This is a genomic window from Sphingobium abikonense NBRC 16140 (genome assembly GCF_001598335.1).
GTDB lineage: Bacteria > Pseudomonadota > Alphaproteobacteria > Sphingomonadales > Sphingomonadaceae > Sphingobium > Sphingobium abikonense.
Map to the genome: position 1 here is coordinate 104883 of NZ_BCYT01000002.1, position 22079 is coordinate 126961.

The 22079-nt window shown below is 64.4% G+C and carries 19 protein-coding genes and 1 riboswitch; of the genes, 6 read left to right on the plus strand and 13 right to left on the minus strand.

What is annotated here, in order from left to right; translation table 11 throughout:
* Nucleotides 1–12: 12 nt before the first annotated feature.
* The 5 genes from bglB to SAB01S_RS02540 form a co-directional block, all read right to left on the minus strand.
* Nucleotides 13–1128, minus strand: coding sequence for a beta-galactosidase BglB (bglB, locus tag SAB01S_RS02520; protein WP_062731579.1), 1116 nt, complete (start codon nucleotides 1126–1128; stop codon nucleotides 13–15).
* 1 nt (nucleotide 1129) lies between these two features.
* Complete coding sequence (locus SAB01S_RS02525) at nucleotides 1130–4144, minus strand: glycoside hydrolase family 35 protein (RefSeq protein ID WP_062731580.1); 3015 nt, start codon at nucleotides 4142–4144, stop codon at nucleotides 1130–1132.
* Between the two features lie 10 nt (nucleotides 4145–4154).
* Nucleotides 4155–4469, minus strand: a complete 315-nt coding sequence (locus SAB01S_RS02530) for an L-rhamnose mutarotase (RefSeq protein ID WP_062731581.1) — start codon at nucleotides 4467–4469, stop codon at nucleotides 4155–4157.
* Between the two features lie 69 nt (nucleotides 4470–4538).
* Complete coding sequence (locus SAB01S_RS02535; RefSeq protein ID WP_062731764.1) at nucleotides 4539–6059, minus strand: rhamnogalacturonidase; 1521 nt, start codon at nucleotides 6057–6059, stop codon at nucleotides 4539–4541.
* An 11-nt stretch (nucleotides 6060–6070) separates the two neighbouring features.
* Nucleotides 6071–7273, minus strand: coding sequence for a rhamnogalacturonan acetylesterase (locus SAB01S_RS02540; RefSeq protein WP_062731582.1), 1203 nt, complete (start codon nucleotides 7271–7273; stop codon nucleotides 6071–6073).
* Nucleotides 7274–7621: 348 nt separating this feature from the next.
* Between SAB01S_RS02540 and SAB01S_RS02545 the strand changes: the two genes are divergently transcribed.
* Nucleotides 7622–10552, plus strand: a complete 2931-nt coding sequence (locus tag SAB01S_RS02545) for a TonB-dependent receptor (RefSeq protein WP_062731583.1) — start codon at nucleotides 7622–7624, stop codon at nucleotides 10550–10552.
* 81 nt (nucleotides 10553–10633) lie between these two features.
* Here SAB01S_RS02545 and SAB01S_RS02550 read toward each other — a convergent pair whose 3' ends face one another.
* The 7 genes from SAB01S_RS02550 to SAB01S_RS02580 form a co-directional block, all read right to left on the minus strand.
* Nucleotides 10634–11416 carry an IclR family transcriptional regulator gene (locus SAB01S_RS02550; RefSeq protein ID WP_062731765.1) on the minus strand — a complete coding sequence of 261 codons (783 nt, stop codon included), beginning with the start codon at nucleotides 11414–11416 and terminating at the stop codon, nucleotides 10634–10636.
* A gap of 162 nt (nucleotides 11417–11578) precedes the next feature.
* Nucleotides 11579–12097 (minus strand): peptidoglycan-associated lipoprotein Pal, encoded by a 519-nt coding sequence (pal, locus tag SAB01S_RS02555; protein ID WP_009820520.1) that lies wholly within the window; start codon nucleotides 12095–12097, stop codon nucleotides 11579–11581.
* 112 nt (nucleotides 12098–12209) lie between these two features.
* Nucleotides 12210–13544, minus strand: a complete 1335-nt coding sequence (tolB, locus tag SAB01S_RS02560; protein ID WP_062731584.1) for a Tol-Pal system beta propeller repeat protein TolB — start codon at nucleotides 13542–13544, stop codon at nucleotides 12210–12212.
* The gene (tolA, locus tag SAB01S_RS02565; RefSeq protein ID WP_062731585.1) at nucleotides 13541–14506 is read right to left on the minus strand and encodes a cell envelope integrity protein TolA; all 966 of its coding nucleotides are present in this window, start codon (nucleotides 14504–14506) and stop codon (nucleotides 13541–13543) included. Before tolA ends, tolB begins: the two co-directional genes overlap by 4 nt.
* A gap of 18 nt (nucleotides 14507–14524) precedes the next feature.
* Nucleotides 14525–14977 carry a protein TolR gene (gene tolR, locus SAB01S_RS02570; protein WP_021226429.1) on the minus strand — a complete coding sequence of 151 codons (453 nt, stop codon included), beginning with the start codon at nucleotides 14975–14977 and terminating at the stop codon, nucleotides 14525–14527.
* A gap of 34 nt (nucleotides 14978–15011) precedes the next feature.
* Nucleotides 15012–15716 carry a protein TolQ gene (tolQ, locus tag SAB01S_RS02575; RefSeq protein ID WP_062731586.1) on the minus strand — a complete coding sequence of 235 codons (705 nt, stop codon included), beginning with the start codon at nucleotides 15714–15716 and terminating at the stop codon, nucleotides 15012–15014.
* Nucleotides 15713–16183, minus strand: a complete 471-nt coding sequence (locus SAB01S_RS02580) for a YbgC/FadM family acyl-CoA thioesterase (RefSeq protein WP_062731587.1) — start codon at nucleotides 16181–16183, stop codon at nucleotides 15713–15715. The genes tolQ and SAB01S_RS02580 overlap by 4 nt, the downstream gene beginning before the upstream one ends.
* Before the next feature lie 179 nt (nucleotides 16184–16362).
* Here SAB01S_RS02580 and SAB01S_RS02585 point away from each other — a divergent pair, with 179 nt between their 5' ends.
* Nucleotides 16363–17241, plus strand: a complete 879-nt coding sequence (locus SAB01S_RS02585) for a 3-hydroxybutyryl-CoA dehydrogenase (RefSeq protein WP_062731588.1) — start codon at nucleotides 16363–16365, stop codon at nucleotides 17239–17241.
* Nucleotides 17242–17245: 4 nt separating this feature from the next.
* On the opposite strand, the gene SAB01S_RS02590 is transcribed toward SAB01S_RS02585, so the two are convergent.
* Nucleotides 17246–17659 (minus strand): DUF1801 domain-containing protein, encoded by a 414-nt coding sequence (locus SAB01S_RS02590; RefSeq protein WP_062731589.1) that lies wholly within the window; start codon nucleotides 17657–17659, stop codon nucleotides 17246–17248.
* 33 nt (nucleotides 17660–17692) lie between these two features.
* Nucleotides 17693–17790, plus strand: a riboswitch (yybP-ykoY riboswitch).
* A 107-nt stretch (nucleotides 17791–17897) separates the two neighbouring features.
* Here SAB01S_RS02590 and SAB01S_RS02595 point away from each other — a divergent pair.
* The 4 genes from SAB01S_RS02595 (at nucleotide 17898) to SAB01S_RS02610 (ending at nucleotide 22070) form a co-directional block, all read left to right on the plus strand.
* On the plus strand, nucleotides 17898–18476 hold the full coding sequence (locus tag SAB01S_RS02595) for a TMEM165/GDT1 family protein (RefSeq protein WP_062731590.1): 579 nt from the start codon (nucleotides 17898–17900) through the stop codon (nucleotides 18474–18476).
* Nucleotides 18477–18609: 133 nt separating this feature from the next.
* Nucleotides 18610–19536, plus strand: coding sequence for a complex I NDUFA9 subunit family protein (locus tag SAB01S_RS02600; RefSeq protein WP_062731591.1), 927 nt, complete (start codon nucleotides 18610–18612; stop codon nucleotides 19534–19536).
* A gap of 107 nt (nucleotides 19537–19643) precedes the next feature.
* Complete coding sequence (locus SAB01S_RS02605; protein WP_062731592.1) at nucleotides 19644–20453, plus strand: undecaprenyl-diphosphate phosphatase; 810 nt, start codon at nucleotides 19644–19646, stop codon at nucleotides 20451–20453.
* A 165-nt stretch (nucleotides 20454–20618) separates the two neighbouring features.
* Entirely contained in the window at nucleotides 20619–22070 is a 1452-nt protein-coding gene (locus SAB01S_RS02610) for an NAD(P)-dependent oxidoreductase (RefSeq protein WP_062731593.1), read from the plus strand.
* The last annotated feature ends 9 nt before the right edge of the window (nucleotides 22071–22079 follow it).

The following is a 22079-nucleotide window of genomic DNA, read 5'->3' on the forward strand; positions in this document are numbered from 1 at the left end:
TCGCCTTCCGCGTCAGATATAAGTGCGCAGAAATTCACCCAGCGCGCAGATGGCCAGGCTCTGGCCATAGGGCATGGACGTGAGCGCGATGTCCTTGTAGAATTGCTGGGTATCGCCCATCGCGGTGCCGAAACTCACTTGCTGCAATTCGCCGGCATCGTCGATATTCGCCAGCACGCCGCGCACCGCCTTGATGCCGACATCCTCATAATGGCGCGACAAATAGCCCTTTCGCACGGCTTTGAGGATGCCATAGGCAAAGCCGGCGGTGGCCGATGCTTCCAGATAGCTGGTCGGATCGACGATCAGCGTGTGCCACAGGCCGGTTTCGGCATCCTGCGTTTCGGCCAAGGTCTTCACCTGCGCAGCCAGCGTGTCGATCAGGAAGGTGCGGAAGAAGTCGCCTTCGGGCAGGTCCAGAATCTCGATGATTTCGGGAATGGCAATCGTCACCCAGCAATTGCCCCGCGCCCACAGCGCTTGCGCGAAATTATGTCGGCCGTTGAAATCCCAGCCGTGGAACCACAGGCCCGTCCTGGTATCGTAGAGATATTTGATGTGGACCAGAAACTGCCGCTTGGCTTCCTCGATATAATGGGGGCGGTTCAGCAACAGGCCGATCTTGGCCAGCGGCAGGACCGACATCATCAACGTATCGTCCCACATTTCGCCGGGATTTTCGTCATTATAGACGATATGCTGGAACCCGCCCTCTTCCGTCTTGGGCAGGCCATCGGGTGCCATCAGCCATTCGGCCCAGGTGTCGAGATAGGGGATGTAGCGCGGGTCGGGTTCATGCTCGTACAGATAGGCGAGCGTGATGAAAGGGGCCATCGTGTTGATATTCTTGGTCGGCGTGCCTTCGGCAAAGCGATCCTCGAACCATTGCTTGATGATGGCGAGCGCGGTCTTGTCGCCGGTCTGTTCATAATAGCGCCACATGCCGAACAGGCCGACGCCATGGGTCCATTCCCATCCGGCCCAGCCCTTGGTGTCGATGATGCGGCCATCGTCCAGATGGAGCAGGAACTCCCCGGTCTCGTCCTTGATATTGACGAGATTGTCCATCAGCCGGCCGATGGAATCGACGACCTGGCTGCGCGGGACGTCATGGTTGAGAGCGGCCACGTTATTTGATCTCCTTGAGGTCTGAAGGTGCATTTGGCGCGGCCACCATCTGCACGGGCAGACCGCCTTTGACGTTGCGAAGGGTGACGAGACGCACGCTTTCCAGCGCATCGCCGGGCGCGCCGTCCGACGTGACGGCGAGCGCGACATGATTTTCGCCCCGGTGGTTCAGGATGCCTTCGGGGATGGGGAAGGTGCGTTGCGGACCGACATGGGCGATGAACTGGCCCATGTTCCAGCCATTGACGAAGATCAGCACGCGATAGCGAACCGGTGATCGCGGCGTGTCGGGATCGCCGATGCTAAGGCCAATGGTCGCATCCTGCCCCTTGGGCACGGAAAGGGTGAAGGCGGTGCGGAACCAGCTGGTGCCTGCTGTCGCCTGTTGCGCGGGAACGCTGGCTTTCGTCCATGCGCTATCGTTAAAGCCGGGCAGGTGCCAGCCCATACGTTCGCCATAAAGGCCGCCATTATTGGCGACGCCACGGACCGGATCGGCCAGCTCCTCTCCTCCCTTGCGCCCCTGAATCTTCCATTCGATCGGCACCGCGAAGCTGCGCCCGGACGGGCCGCCTTCCAGTGAGGCGGAGACGAGGCCCCGCGCCTCCTTGTGGAAGTCATCGGAATCCAGGTCCCAATTATGGCCGTTGTTGCGGACCATGACGGACAGGACATGGTCGCCCGACTGCGCGGTGGCGGGCAGGGCGAAGCGGGCCGTGCCAGTGGTGATCGGGCGAGGTAGGCCATGGGGCGTTTCCGCTTCGCCCAGGAACTGGCCGTCGATCCACGCCTGAACGAGGCCCGATCCGCCTGCGCCGTAGAAAAGCGAAAGCGCCTTGGCGTCGGGCGTGCCGGTGAAGCGACCGCGATACCAGACGTCGCCTTCATGGAAGCCATAGGCGTCCATCAGCATGTTGGGCTGGCCATCGGGGCGGGCGGTGGTGCTGGCGTAAGCGCGGTTGTCGATCGTCTGCCAGGCGCTGTCGTCAAAGGTGGGATCGGCTTCGGGCGAACCCTTCGCCATGCGCCAGTCGGTGAGTTGCGGCAGGACAATGTCAGCAGGCCCCGCGAGGGGCCGGCTGGCGGCGATGCTGCCAGCCGGCGTGGCGGCGGTTGCGACCCGGGCGCCATTCCATGTAACGGCGCGCACGGCAGGGGGCGCCCAGATTTCAAGCGGGCTGTCCTGCGCCGTATCGCCGATGAGCGCGAGCGTGCCGCCCCGGACGGATGCATCACGCAGGAGGGCGGGGCCGCGCACCAGCAGCCCCTCGCGCCGCCAATAGCGCGCGCCTTCCGCTTCATCGGCAAGGATCAGGGTGAGCGGGGGACGCCCGCCGCCTTCAACGCGCACTAGCGCCCGGCCTTGATGGGTGTAGCTGATCTTGAGGTCGCCCTTGGCGGCGTCGAAGGCGCTGGTCGCCTGTCCTTCGATCACCGTCACACGGGGTGCCGAGGCGTAGCGCAGGACGGTTTCGCCCGGTTCGCTCTTCCGACCGTAGAACAGCAGCACGTCGCGGTCGCCCATGGCCTGCGCTGATTGCAGTTCCGATGTCGAATAGACGAGCCGCTGCCCGCCCAGGTCCGCGCCCGCGACCAGCCATTTCGCGTCGAAGCCGTTAAGCTGCATCGGCATGGTATAGCGGCCGTCGGGCAGGTCGGCGGTGAAGGTAAAGCTGTCGCGGCTCTGGCCGTTGGACGGCTTGTGCGTGACCATCAGGAAGCGGGTATCGGTTTCCGGGCTTTTGTTGTGATAGACCTGGATGTCGGGATCGCTGATCTGGACGGCGGCGGCCGGGACCATGCCGGCAAGGTCGGGGACCGAGGCGATCAACCCGCCCAGTTGCTTCATTTCCTCCGCTTTTTCGCGCAGCGCGCGCGGTTCGGAAATGGCCGCGCCATAATCATAGCTGGTGAACACCACCGGGGCGGGCAGCCAGCCCCAACTGGTGCCGCCATAGGTCATGTAGAAGCTCTGGATGCCGATCCCATTGGCAAGGTTGGTGCCGTAGAAGACGCGCTGGAACCGCTTGCCGCGCTGGATCGCGTTGCAGTCATAGCCGCCGTTCGACCCCCAATAGTCGAACCAGCCGCCGCCAAATTCGGCGAGGAAGCCGGGCGTGTCGGGAGACGCCGAAGCACCCCCCTTCGCACCGCCGGGACCATAATAGCCCCAGTCAGGCGCGGCCGACCCGCGTGTCGGCTCCCCCTCCACCGTGCAGGTGCCGCCGGGATAGCCGTCGAACGCATACATGTCGTTGGGGCCGTGGACGACCTTTTCGACCTGGCTGCTTTCCGGCACCCAATAGCCGTTGCGCCCCTGGTCATTGTGGAAGATCGGAACGGTAATGCCGTCGGCACGCGCCTTGGCGAAGATATGGTCCATATAGCGGCGCTGCGCCGGCGTGGTGAGCGCCAGCTCATTTTCTATCTGGTGCAGGATGACGCCATATTTGCGCTTGGGGTCGGCGTTGATCTGGTGTCGGGCGATGATCGGGTTGATGTGGCTCAGCCATTCGTCGGCGGCCCTCAGATAGTCGGGATCGTCCGTCCGGGCGCGGGCGCGCTGGTTGACGAGCCACCCGGGAAAGCCGCCGCGTGTCAGTTCGGCATTCACATAGGGGCCGGCGCGGGTAATGACGTAGAGCCCTTCCTCCTCCGCCATCGTCAGCAGCCGGTCGAGATCACGGATGCCGGAAAAGTCATAAACGCCCTGTTTCGGGCTGTGATAGCCCCAGTCGAAATAGAGGGCGACGGTATTGAAGCCGCTAGCCTTCATCTTTTGCAGGATGTCGCGCCACAGATCGGGCGAGGGCAGGCGGAAGGGGTGAAACTCCCCGCCCCAGATGATGGTCCGCTTGCCATCGATCATCAGCGAGCGCGCGTCATAGGAGACGCGGCCGAACGTCTTGACCGGGGCGGACAGGTTGGCGGTGGGCCGGGCCTCCTGCGCGCGGGCGGGAAGGGGAGCGGCAGCGAGCGACGAGCCCAGCAGCAGGGCGGCGATCAGGGTGCGCATGGGTCTGCCTTCAATCCATGTGGAACAGCATGGGGAGCGGCCATTCGCGCGGCTGGTTGCCGGGCTGCACCTCCATCAGCGGAGCCATATAGTCCCACCAGCGCTTCATCACCGGGTGGTCGGGCAGGGCGTCGCGGCTGTTTTCAGCGCGCAGCTTGAGCACGGCGAACAGGCTGAGCGTGTCTTCGTCCAGGAAGATCGAATAATCATAGATGCCCGCATCGGACAGCAAAGCAGACAGTTCGGGCCATATCTCGTCATGGCGACGGCGATATTCCTCGACCACGCCGGGCTTGAGCTGCATTTTGAAGGCGTGGATCGTCATGGCTTCCCCTCGTTAGACCATATTATGGAACCTTAGACCGATATTTGGTAGCATCGTCCCATATGTTCGTCAATTGGCCAAAGGCGTATCGCGCATGATGAGACCGGCGACATCGTCGAACAGCAGAGGCGGCCGCGCATCGGGCTTTTGGGTCGTCGCGGTGAAGCGGTCGAGGGTCAGTCCGTCGACATGCCGCGCCCACAGCGCCCAACTGGGCAGCACGCCGAACATGCTGGGTTCAGGATAGGCGTCAGCCAGTTCGGCCGGGCGGCGCTCTGCGTCCAGTCGCGTCCCGCCGCCGGCATAGGCCAGGTGGACGTCGCGCAGCACGACGTTGCGGATCGGGTGTCCGGGCAGGCCCGCCAGCGCGGCAGGAAACCGATGGTCGATACCGCGCGCGTCCACCTCGCTGATTTCGACGTCGCGGATGGCGCCGATGCCGGTGCCTTTCGGCCCGCGTCGCCGATCGCCGAGCCGCAGGAACAGGGGCGCGGTCGTAACCTCGCGCATGGTCAGGCGCCGGGCGACAACCTGTTCCATCACCCCACCGTCCACCGTTTCGAGCGCCAGCCCCCGGCAGCGGGTGAAGCGGCAATCCTCGATCCGCACATTGCGGTAGCCGCCATTGCTTTCCGTGCCGAGCTTGATCCGGCCGGTGACGCGATCCTGATCGGGAGCGACCTGCTGCGTCGTGCGAAGCGTGCCGTCGATCATCGATCCCATGTCATAGCCCGACACGTCGCAATCGCGGATCAGGATATTCTCCGCGACGATCGCGCGGCCGAGCGCATGGCTGCTTTTGACCACGATGGCGTCGTCATTGGGCGAATTGACCCGGCAGCGTTCTACCCGAACATCGCGCACGCAATCAAGGTCGATGCCGTCGCGTTCGGTGTCGATGGAAAGGCCTTCGATCGTCAGCTGCCGAGTGCCGGTGGCGAGGATGGCGAAATGCCCGCCCTTCAGGATCGTGAAGCCCGACAGGCGAATGTCGCGGCCGTTCTTCAAGGCGATCGCCTTGTTGCCAAGGCCCCGCATCTTCGCCGCGTCAGGCTCCAGCCTTGCGATGTCGGCGTCGGTCATCTGCGCCATGGACAATGGCCGTTCGCCCGCCTGCTTCTTCCAGCGCGCGCCGGGTCCGTCGCGGGTGAGGCCCACGCCATGGATCATGCCCGGCCCCGTTATGGCAACCTGCTCGACATCCTCGCCCCAGATCAGGCTGTTGCGCCAATGGCTATGGCCGAAATCCTGATAAAGCTGGTCGATGCCGTCTTCGGGCAGGTCATAGCGCCCTGCATGACGCGCCGGGTCGGCCGCCTCGATCACAGCGCCGTCCGCCAGCAATAATGTCACGTGGCTTTGCAGCCGCAGGGAAAAACAAAGATAGCGCCCGCGGGGCAGGACTACCGTGCCGCCGCCCGCCGCCGACGCCGCCAGGATCGCGGCGTTGATGGCCACGCTGTCGATCGACCGGCCGTCGCCGCGCGCGCCATGATCGCGCGCATCGAACCGGCGCGCGGCATGGGAGGGGAAGGGCAGGCTGGCGACACCGCCGGCGATCAAGCCCAGCGCCATGTCGCGGCGGCTCATCGGCATCGCCCTCAACTACCGGCCGGGCGCTGATCGCTATGGATCAGGCTGGGAACGATCGCGACCTGCTCTGCGCTTGGTGGATGGCGCGGGTCGAAGGCGGGGGCAATCACGTGCGGCGCGAGCGCGGGGATCATGTCCCTGATCCGCTGCGCGACGGCGTTCGCCATCAAGAAGGCGCCATAGTTATTGTGATGCGTCTTGTCGCGGCCGCCATCGTTGAAGGCAGTAGGAGCGACGTCGGGACCAAGCGCTTCATAGATGTCGCGGCTGTCGGCATTCAGGTCGATCAACGGCACGCCGTCTTCCCGCGCGACGCGGCGCATCGCATCGGCATAGGCCCCCAGCGTGTCCTCTATCCGGCCGCCGGCGTCGAAATTGCGCCGCTCGGGCGATGTGACCAGCACCGGATGCGCGCCGCGCCGCCGCGCTTCGGCGATGTAGACGCGCAGCCAGGCGGGATAGGCGATTTGCGGATCGACATAGGTTTGCGGCCATTGCTGCTTCTGGTCGTTATGACCGAACTGGATGAACAGCCAGTCGCCGGCCTTCATGCCCGACAGCAATTTCGCCAGCCGCAGGTCGCTGGAAAAGCTTTTCATCGTTGCGCCGGACTTGGCATGATTGGCGACAGAGACCTGATCGTCCAGCATCGCGGGCAGCATCTGGCCCCAACTGGCAGCCGGCTCGGCAAACTGGTCGGTGACGGTGGAATCGCCGGCCAGATACAGCGTGGGCGCATCCACTGGCGCGATGTCGACCGAGGCGACGCGCGGCTGGCCCAGAAATTCCAGCGTCAGCTTGTCGTCCCAGGTAAATTCGGCGCGATCTCCCGGCGTCAAGGCCACCTGCGCGCCGCCGGGCGCGTTTTCCGGGGGCGGCGGCAGCGCGGGGGTGCGGATATTGACCAGGAAGCTGCGCTCCAGAAGCCGGCCCTTGCGGGTTGCGACGTTCCGCAACATCAGCCGCCGCGCTTCCGCTTTCACGCTGGTATTGCCGGCCGATGTGCGACTGCCCAGCCGTACCGTCACGCGATAATTGCCCTCTGGCAGGGCAACGGAAAACAGATAGTCGCGGTCTGTCGCGCCCGGCTCCATGCCATGTCCGCCAGGCTGATAGGGCTGACGACGCAGCGGCGATCCATCGCTGAGGTCGAAATGAAGCGGCGCAGGCGCCGCGGCGGCCATGGCAAGCAGCAGGAACGGGATACTCATGACGCCCGGCGCTCCAGGAGGAGGTGGAAAATGGGGAAATATGCCGATGCCGGCATATTTCCCCTAGCCGTCCGCCCGTGCAGGGGCGGCGATGTCGGTGGCCGGCATCCCGCAGGATGGCGAGGGGCCAATATCCTCAAAAGGGATTCTCCGTCCCATTAAATAGATTTGATGACCATATAGCGGGACTAAAATGATCGGCAAGGGCTTTCGTCGATCGTTGCTCATCATATGGGATAAGAAGCCACATGTTGATTTTTGTAGAAGTCATGCGCGAATCCGTATAAGTTGCACGACTGTTCCACATAGTGGGCATCCGGGAAAGGCCGGATTTGAAGGGGAGGGTTTATGTCTGTTCAGGTGACACGTGCCATTTTCGCGCGCCGGGTGTCGGCGCTGGCGATTGCTTCGACCATGATGATCGGCGCGTCCGCCGCTGCGCAGGAACAGCCAGACCAGCAAACCGCAGCCGATATCGTCGTCACCGGCTTCCGCGCGTCGCTGGACAGCGCGCTGGGCCTGAAACGGCAGGAAGCAGCGGCGATCGATTCGATCGTGGCTGAAGATATCGGCAAATTTCCCGACTCCAACCTAGCTGAATCGATGCAGCGCGTGCCGGGCGTGGCCCTGGCGCGTGGCGACGGCGGCGAAGGGCGCAATATTTCGGTCCGCGGTCTGGGTGCTGGCTTCACCCGCGTGCGGATCAACGGGATGGAAGGCACGTCGCAGACCGGATCGTCCGATATCTACGGCGCCGGCAATAATGGCCGCAGTTTCGACTTCAACGTCTTTCCGACGGAAATTTTTTCCGCTCTGACCGTGCGCAAGACGCCGTCCGCCGACGTGGAGGAGGGATCGTTGGGTGCGACGGTGGACCTGTCCGCGCCAAAGCCCATGGATCAGAAGGAGGATTTCGTCCTCTCCATGACCGCGCGCGGCGTCTATAATGAGCTGTCGAAGAAGGTCGATCCCCGCGCGTCGATGCTGATTTCCAAGAAGTTCGGCGACAGCGGCTTTGGCATATTGGGTTCGATCGCCTACCAGAAGCGCAATATCCGCGAGGTCGGCTATTCGGCGGTGGATATCCTGTCGGCCAACACCAATGGCGGTTTTTGCTCGCCGGTCGGCTTCACGCCGCAGAACCCGGGTGACAATCCGGTCAAAGGGACCGATGCGCTCAACTGTTCGACCGGGAATCCGCGCACCAGCGACGCCGCCGCCTATCAGGCGATCCTTGATCTGCGCCGCAACGACCTGCCCAATACGCCGGGCAGCGGCGCTTTCCTGCCGCGTCTGCCGCGCTACCTGAACAGCGAACAGGATCAGGAACGGATCGGCGGATCGCTGACGCTGCAATTCAATCCCGATGACGACACCGACATCTCGCTCGACCTGCTCTATTCGCGGTTCGAAGTGACGCGGCGCGACAATTATATCGCCGCTGTCTCCTTCGCCCGGTCGGCGTCCAACAATGGCCAGCCGATGACGTCGGTGCGGGACGCCGAATTCGATGAAAATGGCTCGCTGGTCTATGGCGCGTTCGACGGCGTCGATGTGCGGTCGGAGGGGCTGGTCGACAATTTCGTGTCGACCTTCAAGCAGGCGAACCTCAATTTCCGCCGTCGCCTCAACGATAATCTGGAAGTGAGCGGCATCGTCGGCTTCAACCGGTCGATATGGGACGGTAAGAAGCGCCTCCAAACCTATATGGACGCGATCGACACCGACGGCTTCACCATCGATTTCCGCGATGGCGGCACGACGCCGGTCCTGGGCTTTGGCATCGACGTCAACGATCCCGCCAGCTTCAACTACGCGCCGGGTCGGCCCGATGGCACGGTATTGGGTGGCTTCAGCTATCAGGGCAAGCCCTCGAAGAATACCACCGACAACATGACCGGCGAGATGAACCTGAAATGGACGGTCAACGACGCGCTGGCCCTGCGGGTTGGCGGGCAATATCGCCGCAGCGATTTCCGATCGACCTTCCTGCGGCCCTATTCGGCGGACCTGGTGATGCGGCCGTTGCCGGCCGGCACCAGCCTGGCGGATCTCACGCGGTCCATCACCGGCGTCGACAAGCTGTGGGGTAACGGGGCGCCATCCAGCTGGGCGGCAATCGATCCGGAAAAATGGGCCGACACCTTTGGTTTTGATTCGGTGCGCTATTGCGGCGTCGAATGCGGCGGCGGCAACAGCCGGGTGCGCGAAGAAGTGATGAGCGCCTATGCCATGGCCAATTTCGACCTGGAGGACGCGATCGGCTTCGGCGTGCGCGGCGACATCGGCGTGCGCTACGTCAAGACCGACATGCGATCGTCAGGCTATATCACTGTGTCCAGCGCCACGTCGCCCACGGGCCTTGGCGGGCAGTTCGCCGCGGCCAATAATAGCTATGACGACTGGCTGCCGTCGGCGAATATCGTGATCGAGCCGGTGCGCAATGTCCTTGTCCGCCTGTCGGGCGCGAAGGTGATGGCGCGGCCGGAACTGGGGCTGCTCACGCCTACGAGCGGCGTCAATGGGGTGACGCGCGTCGGCAATGTCAACAATCCCTTCCTCGATCCCATCCGCGCCAATACGTTCGACGTGGCGGTGGAATGGTATTTCCGTCCGGGATCGTTGCTCTCCGCAGCCTTCTTCTACAAGGATATCAAGAGCTTCATTCAGAATGTGAACAGCCAGATTCCGTTCAATGAACTGGGGCTGCCAATCGAATTGCTGGATGGCACCAACACGGCGCCGACCGAGTTGTTCACCGTGTCGCAGCCTTTCAACACGCCGGGCGGACCGCTCAAGGGAATTGAGCTCAACGCGCAGATACCCTTCACCTTCCTGGACGGTTTCCTGGGCAATTTCGGCGTGCTGGCCAACTATACCCATGTCACGTCGAAGATCGATTATATCCTCGCCAGTGTGAACGGCACGCCCACAGTGACGACGACGGCGGACCTGGTCGGTCTGTCCAAGAATACCGCGTCGGGCACGCTTTATTATGAGGACGACAAGTTCTCCATCCGCACCACGGGCAATTTCCGCGACAAGTTCATCCGCGGCATCCCGGCGTCGCCGGGCAGCGACCTTCAGGGCAATGCCAAGACCTTCTACATGGACGCGTCGGCCAGCTATAATGTGACCGACCGGCTGAAGATCATCGTCGAGGCGCAGAACCTGACCGACGAGCAGAACCGCCTCTATATCGACAGCCAGCGTCAGGACACGTTGTTCGAAACGCGGATCGGCCGGACCTTCACCTTTGGCGTGACCTACCGGATGTAAGCCACCTTTCCCCCCAGACTTGACGGGCGCGGCCGCATTTTTGTGGCCGCGCCCATTTTCTTGTCCGGTGCAGGCAAGGCGTCAGCGCGGCTTGGCGTATCCGACCGCGTCGCTGATCTGTTCGGCGGCGCGTCGCACCTGCTCGGCCAGCTCCGTGCGCACGTCGTCGGTCAGATAATGGGCCGCACTGGCGATCGAGATGGCGATGCCGATCTGGCCCTTGGCATCGCGGATCGGCACCGCGACCGAGCGCACGCCGTCGCCCAGTTCGCTATCGTGCAACACCATGCCACGGGCCTTGTGCGCGCGCATGTCTTTGAGGAACCGGTCGATCTGCGCCTTCGTGGCGGTCCCGCCTTTGGCTTCGACATAGAGGCGCTGCCATGTCTCCTCATCCTCATCCAGCAGCAAGGCCTTGCCGATGCCGGTTTCGGCGATCGGGCGACGGTCGCCCGGCGCGGTGGCGACGCGCAACCGCTGCGTGCCGGTGACGCGGTCGAGATGGCGGGAAAATTCGCCCTCCCGCTTGCCGACGAAGACGCAAAAGCCCGTGCGTTCCGACAATAATTCCATGAAGGGGCGGGCGACGCGGACATAGTCGATCTGTTCGGTCGCCAGCACGCCCAGCTGCAATAATTTCGGCCCGAGCGCGAAGCCGTCGCGCGTGACCGACAGATAATTGCGCGACCGCAGCGCCTGCACCAGCCGATGGGCGGTAGTCTTGCTCATGCCCAGTTTGCGGGCAAGATCGGCGGCGCGGATCGGCCCGTCGATCACTTCATCCATGATGTCGAGCGCGCGCATCAATGTCTGCGTGCCCTTGACCCCCTGTTCCTGCTTGTCGTCCTGATGCTGTGTCGCCATGCCTGCCTCTTGCGCGTCCCAAATGGCGGGCGCGTCCCATATATCGGAAAGCGTATCGGGCAAATTGACAGGCTTGTCAGCAGATTTGTTCGCGCAGAGAAAAAGGCCCGCCCGTCCCTTCGGACGAGCGGGCCTTTGGTCAGACCAAACCGGTGGTTCCGATCAATATTGGATGGTGACGGTCACGGCGCGGCGATTTTGCGCCCAGGCCGCTTCGTCGGAGCCCAGAGCGGCCGGGCGTTCCTTGCCATAGCTGACGGTGGTGATCCGGCCGGGATCGATGCCGAGCGAGGCGAGATAGTTTTTGGCGGCATTGGCGCGGCGCTCACCCAGCGCGATATTATAGTCGCGCGTGCCGCGTTCGTCGGCATGACCCTCGATCGTGACGCGCACCGACGGGTTCTGCTGCAACCAGGCGGCCTGGCTTTGCAGCGTCGCCTGGTCCTCGGCATCGACATCATATTGGTCGAGGCCAAAGAAGATGCGGTCGGACGCGACCGACGCGACGAAATCTTCCTGGCTGCCCTTGCGCGGGCCGGCGGGCGTGGCGGGGCCGGTGGGCATGGTGCTGCCGGCATCCGTGCCGCCCGGCGCGGGCGGCAGTTCGGCCGGCGGCTTCTTGGAACAGGCGGCAAGAGCGATGATGGCGCTCGCGGCCAGCACTGTGCGGGACAATTTCATCACAAGGTCTCCTTGTTGCGCTGTCTGCCGCCCGGCTTGAAGGGGGAGGGGGCGGCGACAGGGTCTGTAAACATCGTTACGCTGTCAAGACGATTGGGTTCCCCGACCCCGGTCAGGGAAGCAGCGGTCCCCAGGCCGGGTCGGACCCGCTGAGCGGCGTCGGGATGCGGCGTTCGTTGACGCCGGTCAGGTCGACCTGCCACACCTGGCTGGTGCCCTGGCGTCCAGGCGTGGTGCGGAAAAATTGCAGCACCCGGCCATTGGGCGACCAGGTGGGCTGTTCGTCCTGCCAGCCATTGGTCAATATCCGTTCATTGTCGCCATTGGGCGACATCACGGCGATCTTGAAGTCGCCCGACAGTTTGGTGAAGGCGATAAGATCGCCGCGCGGGCTCCATTCGGGCGTCGCGTAACGGCCCCCGCCATGGCTGATCCGGCGCTGGTTCGACCCGTCGGCATTCATGACATAGAGTTGCTGGCCGCCGGACCGGTCGCTTTCGAAGACGATGCGGCTGCCATCGGGCGAATAGCTGCCGCCCACGTCGATGCCGGGCGAATTGGTGAGGCGCACCGGCGATCCGCCATTGGCGGAGATGCGATAAATATCGGTATTGCCCGCGACTGCCATCGAAAAGAGAATGTTGCGGCCATCGGGCGACCAGCGCGGCGCAAAGGTCGGGTTGTTGCTTTCCGTCACCAGCCGCTGCTGCCCCGTGCCGATATCATAGACATAGAGGCGAACCCGGCTGCCCAGATAGCTGACATAGACGATCGATTTATAGTCCGGCGAAAAGCGCGGGGTGAGCGCGATCGACTGGCCATTGGTGATGAAGCGATGGTTCGCCCCATCCGAATCCATGATGGCGAGCCGCTTGGTGCGGTTCCCCTTGGGGCCGCTTTCGGCGATATAGGCGATGCGGCTGTCGAAAAAGGGGCTTTCGCCCGACAGACGCGCATAGATGGCGTCGGCACATTTATGCGCGGCGCGCCGCCAGTCGCGCGGGGCGACGACATAGCCTTGTCGCGTCAGTTCCTGTTGCAGCGCGACGTCGTAGAGATAGCAGCCCACGGTAATGTCGGATTCGCCGCCGCTCGTGCGCACGAAACCCTGCACCAGCGCCTGATAGGCGCCCCATTTCTGATATTGGGGGAAGGTGACTTCGGGGAAGGGGATGGCGGGAAGGCCGCCTGGCCCGGACGGATCGAAAAGGCCCGAGCCTTTGAGGTCGGACGCGATGACTTCGGCGATCTTGCGGCCAAGGTCGCTGGCCGATCCGGCGGGCGTGTCGGCCTGCTGCTGCGCGGGCATGGGCGGCACCGCGATCTTGAGATTGCTGTCAATGTCGCCGGTCACGTCGACCGACAGCTGCGCCATGGCGGGCGAGGCCAGGATGGCGGCAAGTGCGGCCGTCGCAAGCGACAAAGCGCGCAGGAAGGGGGTCTTCATCGGTTCAGCCTCGCGTCAAAGCGGAGTGGCCGGAGCCATTTCCATTGGTCGTAAAATTCAGGGGGCAAATTCCTGAAGGGGGCGGCGAGTTTCACCGCCTGGATCGCGCGCTCGGCGTGCAGCTTGGCCTGCGGCCGGTTGCTGGCCGTAACGCCAAGCTGGTCGATCACCTGCGGCGTGCCGACAAGCGCGCCGCTCTTGTCTAGCCGTACCTCCAGCAAGGTCACGAGCTGGTCGGCGTCCGCGCCCGAAGGCGGACGCCAGTGCGGTTTCAACTGCCGACGGATTTCTGCGTCGAGCGCGGATTTCTGCGCCGGCCCCATGGCGGCCGCAGGGGGCGGCGCAGCCTTGCGCGGAGCATCGGCGCTGGTGTCGATGCCCTTGAGGAAATCCTTGCCCAGCAGCGACCCGCGCGGCTTGTCCGCCTTGCCCGCGCCCGATGCCTTGGCCGGCGCGTCGCTGGTCTTCTTGGCTTTGCTCGATGATTTAGCGGGCGCGGCGGCGCCAGGCTTTGACGTCGGCTTTTCAGGCTTGGGCTTCGCCTTGGCCGCCGGTTTTTCAGCTGCCGGCTTGGGCTTGGCCGGCGTCTTGGCGGTCGCCTTCTTGGGCGGCGCGGGCTTTTCCTTCGGCTTGGCCGGGGCTTCTTTGGGCGCGGGGCGCGGCGGGGCGGGGGTTGGCTCTGGCGGTGCGGGAGTCGGTTCCGGCGCCGGCGCGGGTTCAGGCGCAGGCGCGGCCTCTTCGGTCAAACCCTGGTCCGGGGCGACGCTGGGCGGAGGCGGCTGCGTCGATATTTGCGGCGCCATGGACTTGAGCGCCACCTCGTCCACCAGGCTCACGTCCATGGGCGGGCTGTTGAGCTTGAGGGGATTGGGGGTCGAAAGGAATCCGGCCGACAGCAAGCCGAACAGGAGGACATGTCCCGCCGTCGCGACGCCAAGGCCGATCTTTTCCGCGCGCTCCATATGACCGACCTATGGCCCCTATTCTGAACCGTCGCTGTCCGAGCCGGTGCTGACCAGCGCGACCTTGTTGAGGCCCGCACGGTTCAGCTCGCCCATGACCCGCATCACCCGGCCATAGTCGAGCGCGGTGTCGGCGCGCAGGAAAATCTGCGGCGCTTCCGCCTTGCCGGCATTTGCGGCCATGATTTCGGCGAGGCGGTCGGGCAATTCGGCATCGCTGATTTGCGCGTCGTCGATGAAAAGGCCGCCGTCGCGGTCGATCGACACGACCGTCGGCTTGGCGTCCTGATCCAGCCCCTTGGCGCGGGTTTCGGGCAGGTTGACAGGAACACCCGTCACCAGCAGCGGCGCCGTCACCATGAAGATGATGAGCAGCACCAGCATGACGTCGACCAGCGGCGTCACGTTGATGTCGGCCATGGGCGCGCGGCCGCGCCCGCGCCGCCCGGAGGGAGGCCCCGCCATCGCCATCAGCGCGCTCCCGCTCTTGCAGCGATGCCCAAGTTCATCGCTGCGCCTCCAGTTCGCGGCTGAGCGTCGAATAAAAGCCGTCGGCAAAGCGGGTCATCGCCGCTTCCAGCCGGTTGATGCCATGGCTGAACCGGTTGTAGGCGATGACGGCGGGAATGGCGGCGAACAGGCCGATGGCGGTCGCGAACAGCGCTTCGGCGATGCCCGGCGCAACGACGGCCAGCGAGCTATTCTGTTCCGCCGCGATCGAGGTGAAGGCGCGCATAATGCCCCAGACCGTGCCGAACAGGCCGACAAAGGGCGCGACCGATCCGATCGTCGCCAATATGTTGAGCCGGTCGGACAGGCGATCGACCTCGCTGGCGATGGTGCTGGACATGACGGTCGACAGGCGGTCCCGCGTCCCTTCGCGGTCGATCACCTTCTGCGCGGTCGACCGGCGCCATTCGGTGACGCCGGCCGCCATGACCTTGGCCGCCGGGAAGCTGCCCTTGCCACGGGCTTCGTAGAAACGGTCGATATCCTCGGCCTTCCAGAAATCCGCTTCGAACTTGCGGCTTTCCCGGCTGGCTTTGCGCAGCGTGACGCTGAAGCCGATGATCATCGCCCAGGTCCAGATGCTGGCCAGCAACAGGCCAATCATCACGCCTTTGACGACGATATCGGCCTGAAGGAACAGGGCGAGCGGGGAAATGGTCGCGGCGTCGGTCATCGCGCCGGCGGGCAGGTTGAGCGTCATGGGTGGATGTCTTCCCCTTGGCAAAGGCGGGTATAAATGTCGGTCCAGGCCTTTGGCTGGCGTTGCGGGCGGCCCTGCGGCGTCAGCCAGGCGACGGTGATGGTGGCGTTGGTCAGCTCTTCGTCGCCGCGCATGACGGATTGGTCAATGGTGCAGCTGGCCGATCGCACGGCGGCGACGCGGCTGACCACCATCAGCTCATCGTCCAGCCGCGCGGGCCGGCGATAGCGGATCGCAAGGTCGGTGACGGCATAGACGCCGCTGCCCCCTTCATGCTCGCTCCGCTGGTCGATGCCCGCGATGCGCAGCATGTCGGACCGGGCCCGCTCCATATAGCGCAGATAATTGGCGTGATAGACCAGGCCCGAAAGATCGGTGTCCTCAAAATAGATGCGCAGCGGAAAATGATGCACGGCGGACAGGAAGCGTCCGGTCGCTGGCGCTGGCATCGGGTCGGACAAGGACATGGCGGGCTTTTAACCATGGCGCGGGCGAGAGGCAAAGCGGGAAAATCGCTGCGCGCGCCATGGCGTTGGATTACCCGCCTCATCCGACCGGCTGGCCATAATGATAGGGCCTTCGCCTCTGGTCTTGCCTGCGCCCTGCGATTAAGGGGCATGGGCAGGATGGACAGGGAGGATTTTGCATGACGGATATTCGCACCGTGGGCGTCATTGGCGCGGGACAGATGGGCATCGGCATCGCGCAGGTGTCGGCGCAGGCCGGCTATGACGTTATCCTGTCCGACATCGACCTGCCGCGCGCCGAGAAGGGGAAGGCGAATATCGCCAAGCTGCTGGCTCGCGCGGTCGACAAGGAAAAAATGACCCAGGCCGAAGCCGACGCGGTGCTGGCGCGCATCACGCCGGTGGGCGAGCTGGCGCCGCTGGCCGACGCCCAGTTCGTGATCGAGGCCGCGACCGAGCGCGAGGAGGTGAAGCGCGCGATCTTCGGCAATGTCGGTAAGCTGCTGGACAAGGACGCGATTTTGGCGACCAACACATCGTCCATTCCCATCACCCGGCTGGCGCAGGCCGCGCCCGACGCCGGGCGGTTCATCGGCCTGCATTTCTTCAATCCCGTTCCGGTGATGGTGCTCGTCGAAATCATCCGCGGGCTGGCGACCACGCCCGAGGTCGTGGCGGCGGTCGAAGCCTATGCCACGCGCATCGGCAAGACCGTGGTCCATGCGTTCGACGCGCCGGGCTTTGTCGTCAACCGCATCCTGCTGCCGATGCTGAACGAAGCGGTGTTCGTGCTGGGCGAAGGCGTGGGCAGCGTCACGGATATCGACCAGGGCTGCAAGCTGGGGCTGAACCATCCGATGGGGCCGCTGACCTTGCTCGATTTCGTCGGGCTCGACACGGCGCTGGAAATTCTCAAGGTGTTTCTCGATACCACCGGCGATCCCAAATATCGCCCCGCGCCGCTGCTGGTCAAATATGTCGAAGCGGGCTGGTACGGCCGCAAGACCGGCCGGGGCTTTTACGATTATTCCGGGCCGGAACCCGTGCCGACCCGGTGAGCCGTCAGCGTGGATAAGCCTCGTCCATATGGGCGAGGCTTGTCGCGATCAGCGTTTCCAGCGCCGCCATGTCGATGTCGCGCAGGCGTTTGACATAGAGGCAGCCCTTGCCGCGCCGGTGCTTGCCCAATGCGGTCAGATCCGCATCGTCCAGGCCTGCGAGATAGAGGACCAGTTCCGCCTTGCGCGACGCAAATCCGATGCGCAGGCTGTCACCTTCCCGCCCGCTGTCATAGCGATAATGGTAGCGGCCAAAGCCGACGATGGCGAGTCCCCACATCGTCGCCGGCTCGCCCGACAGCCGGGCCATCAGCGCCGCCAGCACCCGTGCGTCGGCCTGGCGCTCGGGTGGTTCGATGCGTGAGAGCATATCCTCCACCGCCTCGCCCGTTGCGACCGTCTTGTTACCCTGCGCCATGGCTTGCCATTCCCTTCGCCGCGCACTAGAGGCTAGCGCGTCATCTGGGGAGTAGCCAGCCGTTCCGCATCGGGACGGGCCATGCGTCAACATAGTCGGCCGAGAGGTCGTGGCGTATGGGACGCGGCGTCAAGCCGCATCGGGCGAGACCAATGGCATCGGCGCATTCCTGTCCGGCCGGGCGGAGTGCGACGGTGGCATTGTGTCTGTTGCAAAAGCCCGGCCCGGAGATTGCCTGATGGATGCTTTGCTGACATCCGCCGCGCTCGTCGCGCTTGCCGAAATGGGTGACAAGACCCAGTTGCTCGCCATGCTGCTCGCCACCCGCTTTCGCAAGCCGGTGCCGATCATCCTGGGCATATTGGTCGCGACCATCGCCAACCATTTTCTGGCCGCGCTGGTCGGCCATTCGATCGCGGGCGTGCTGACCCAGCCCTGGTTCCGCTATGCCGTCGCCGCATCCTTCATCGCGATGGCCGCCTGGACGCTGATCCCCGACAAGATTGACGAGGATGCCCCGCTCAAGGCCCCGTCGAAGGCGGGCGTGTTCCTCACCACGCTGGTCGCTTTCTTCCTGGTGGAAATGGGCGACAAGACGCAGGTGGCGACCGTGGCGCTGGGCGCGCAGTTCGACAATCTGCTCGCTGTGACGGCCGGCACGACGCTGGGCATGATGATCGCCAATGTGCCCGCCGTGCTCTTTGGCGAGGCGCTGGCCCGCAAGGTGCCGATGCGCGCGCTGCAACTGGCGGCCGCGCTGCTGTTCCTGCTGCTGGGGCTGTGGATGATCGCCGACCTGCAAGGCTGGGTCGGCTGACCAGGGCTTGCCGGTCCCCGCACAGGTAAAAAAGGAGTGTCGCGCGCGCGGGGCGGTTGTCAGCGCGCGGCGGCTGTTGCAAGGGGATGGGCAGAGTCATTCCCTTCAGCTTGGAAGATATGGGACGCGCGTGATGAAGGACAGTCTGGTTACGATCTTCGGCGGCGGCGGCTTTCTGGGCCGGCAGGTCGCGCAGGCGCTGATGGCGCGGGGCGCGCGGGTGCGGATCGCGCAGCGCGACCTTGCCAGCGCGGTCAAGGTGAAGTCGCTGGGCGCGCTGGGCCAAAGCCAGTTCGTCGCCGCGGACATTCGCAAGCCCGCCACGGTGGAGCGCGCGATCGCGGGCAGCGATGTGGTCATCAATCTGGTCGGCATCTTGGCGGGCGATTTCGACGCTTTCCATCATCAGGGCGCCGCCAATGTCGCGCAGGCCGCCGCCGCCGCCAATGTGCGCGCGCTGGTGCATGTGTCGGCAATCGGCGCGGACGCGGAAAGCCCGTCCGCCTATGGTCGGTCGAAAGCGGCGGGCGAGGCTGCTGTGAAAAAGGCTTTCCCCGGCGCGACGATCATCCGCCCCTCGATCATCTTTGGCCCGCAGGACCAGTTCCTCAACCGCTTCGCGGACCTCATCGCGTCCATGCCCGTCATTCCGGTGATCAGCGGCGCGACCAAATTTCAGCCCGTCTATGTCGGCGATGTGGCGGACGCGATCGTCCATGCCGCCGAGCGTCCCGACCTGCATGGCGGCACGGTCTATGAAGTTGCCGGGCCGCAAATCCTGTCGATGAAGGAGATCAACGGCTGGATCGCCAAGCAGATCGGCCGGGACAAGCCGATCGTCGACGTGCCAGGCGGCTTCGCCTCGCTGCTCGCGATGCTGCCGGGCGGACCGATCACGCGCGACCAGCTGGCGATGCTGGGCCGCGACAATGTCGCCGCCGCGGGCGCGCCGGGCCTCGATGCGCTGGGCGTATCGGCGACGCCCATGGCCGCCGTCGCCGACAAATGGCTGGTGCGATACCGCCGCCATGGGCGCTTCGCCGGGCGCGTGCGCGCCTGAGCCACGCTGCCATCATCGGGGCGGGATCGGGCACGGCCTGTCCCGCCCGTCCTGCTCCTCCCCGCAACCGGGGAGGATTTTTTATGCAAGCGCAATAGGGCGTCGCCATGGACCTTCATTATCTCACCGTCATCCTGCTGGGCATCGTCGAGGGGCTGACCGAATTTCTGCCGGTGTCCTCGACCGGGCACCTCATTCTGGCGAGCGAGTTGCTGGGCTATGACGCGGCGACCTGGGCGATGTTCAATGTCGTCATCCAGCTGGGCGCGATCCTGGCGGTGGTGGTGCTTTACTGGCGCACCTTCTGGGCGGTGGCGATGGGATTGCTGCGGCGCGAGCCGGCGAGCTGGCGCTTCCTGCGCAATCTGGTCGTCGCCTTCATCCCGGCGGCGGTCATCGGCCTGGCGCTCCACGACTATATCGAGATTTTGCTGGGCGCGCCGCAGGTGGTCGCCTGGGCCTTGATTGCGGGCGGCGTTGCCATCCTGCTGATCGAGCGGACGGTGAAGCAGGACCTGTTCCACGGTATTGCCGATATTCCCTTGGCCCGCGTCATCGGCATCGGCTTCATCCAGTGTCTGGCGATGGTGCCCGGCGTCAGCCGCTCCGGCGCGACGATCATGGGTGCGCTGACGCTGGGAGTGGAGCGGCGCACCGCAGCCGAGTTCAGCTTTTTCCTGGCGATCCCGACCATGCTGGGTGCGACCGCGCTGGAGCTTCTCAAGAAAGGGGACCAGATCACCAGCGCGGCGGTCGGCTGGGACAGCATAGCTTTGGGTTTCGTTGTGTCCTTCCTGGTCGCCATCGTCGTCATCAAGGCGTTCGTCGGATTGGTGTCGAAACATGGGTTCGCGCCTTTCGCCTGGTATCGAATCATCGCAGGCGCATCGGCCCTGGTCTGGCTGGCGCTGAGGTAGGGCCGAGACGGACCTATATCAGGAAAGAAAATTCCAACGATCCGCAATCTTCGCTTTTTCAAACAAATAAATAGGTCATCTAACCTGACCTAAATGTCAGAATCCGCGTGACTGCGTGGGTTTTTCTGCTATGCGCATGGCCGACACAGATGTTGAGGACATGCAATGGCCGACAATCCCATGCTGAAATTCGTAGGACTGGGCCAGGCCTATCCCGACAAGCGCGCCCCCGACGCGCGCGCCGAGGATTTTCTGGAAATCAGCCGCAGCTTCATTGTCGACAAGGCGGAGGAGCAGGCGTCGCGCTGCTCGCAATGCGGCGTTCCCTATTGCTCCACCCATTGCCCGCTGCACAATCATATCCCCGACTGGCTGCGCCTGACGGCCGAAGGACGGCTGCGCGAAGCCTATGAGCTGTCCAACCTCACCAGCACTATGCCCGAAATCTGCGGACGCATCTGCCCGCAGGACCGGCTGTGCGAAGGCAATTGCGTCATCGAATTTTCCGGGCACGGAGCCGTCACCATCGGCAGCGTGGAAAAATTTATCACCGACACCGCCTGGAAGGAGGGCTGGGTCGAGCCGCTCGTCCCCGGCAAGGCCACGGGACAGTCGGTCGGCGTCATCGGCGCGGGTCCGGCGGGCCTTACAACCGCCGAATATCTGCGCGTCGCGGGCTATGAGGTGCATGTCTATGACCGGCATGACCGCGCCGGCGGGCTGCTGACCTATGGCATTCCCGGCTTCAAACTGGAAAAGGACGTGGTCATGCGCCGCGTCCAGCGCCTGAAGGATGGCGGCATTGTCTTCCATGACGGCTTCGAGGTCGGCCGCGACGCGACCATGGAGCAATTGCGCGAAAAGCATGACGCGATCCTGATCGCGACGGGCGTCTACAAGCCGCGCGATATCAAGGCGCCGGGCGTGGGTGCGGGCGGCGTGGTGAAGGCGCTCGATTTCCTCACCGCTTCTAACCGCGCCGGCTTTGGCGACGCCGTGCCCGAACATGATGACGGTTCCCTGCTGGCGACGGGCAAGAACGTCGTCGTGATCGGCGGCGGTGATACGGCAATGGACTGCGTGCGCACCGCCATCCGCCAGGGGGCGAAGTCGGTGAAGTGCCTCTATCGCCGCGACCGCGACAATATGCCGGGGTCCCAGCGCGAAGTGGCCAATGCCGAGGAGGAAGGCGTCGAGTTCGTATGGCTGACCGCGCCAATCGCCTTTGAGGGCACGGACCATGTCACCGGCGTCAAGGTGACGAAGATGCGCCTGGGCCAGCCCGATGCGTCGGGCCGCCGTGCGCCCGAACCTGATCCGGGCAGCGAACATACGCTGGAGGCGGACCTGGTCATCAAGGCGCTGGGCTATGACCCCGAAGACCTGCCCAGGCTGTTCGGCGCGGACGACCTGTCGGTCACGCGCTGGGGCACGCTGCGCGTCGACCACAAGACGATGATGACCAGCATCGACGGCGTATTCGCCGCCGGCGACATCGTGCGCGGCGCGTCGCTGGTCGTGTGGGCGATCCGCGACGGACGCGACGTGACCGAGCATATGCACCGCTATCTGAAGGCAAAGGCCAAGGCAGCGGCGGGCGAGAGGGTCGCGGCGTGAGGCATAAGC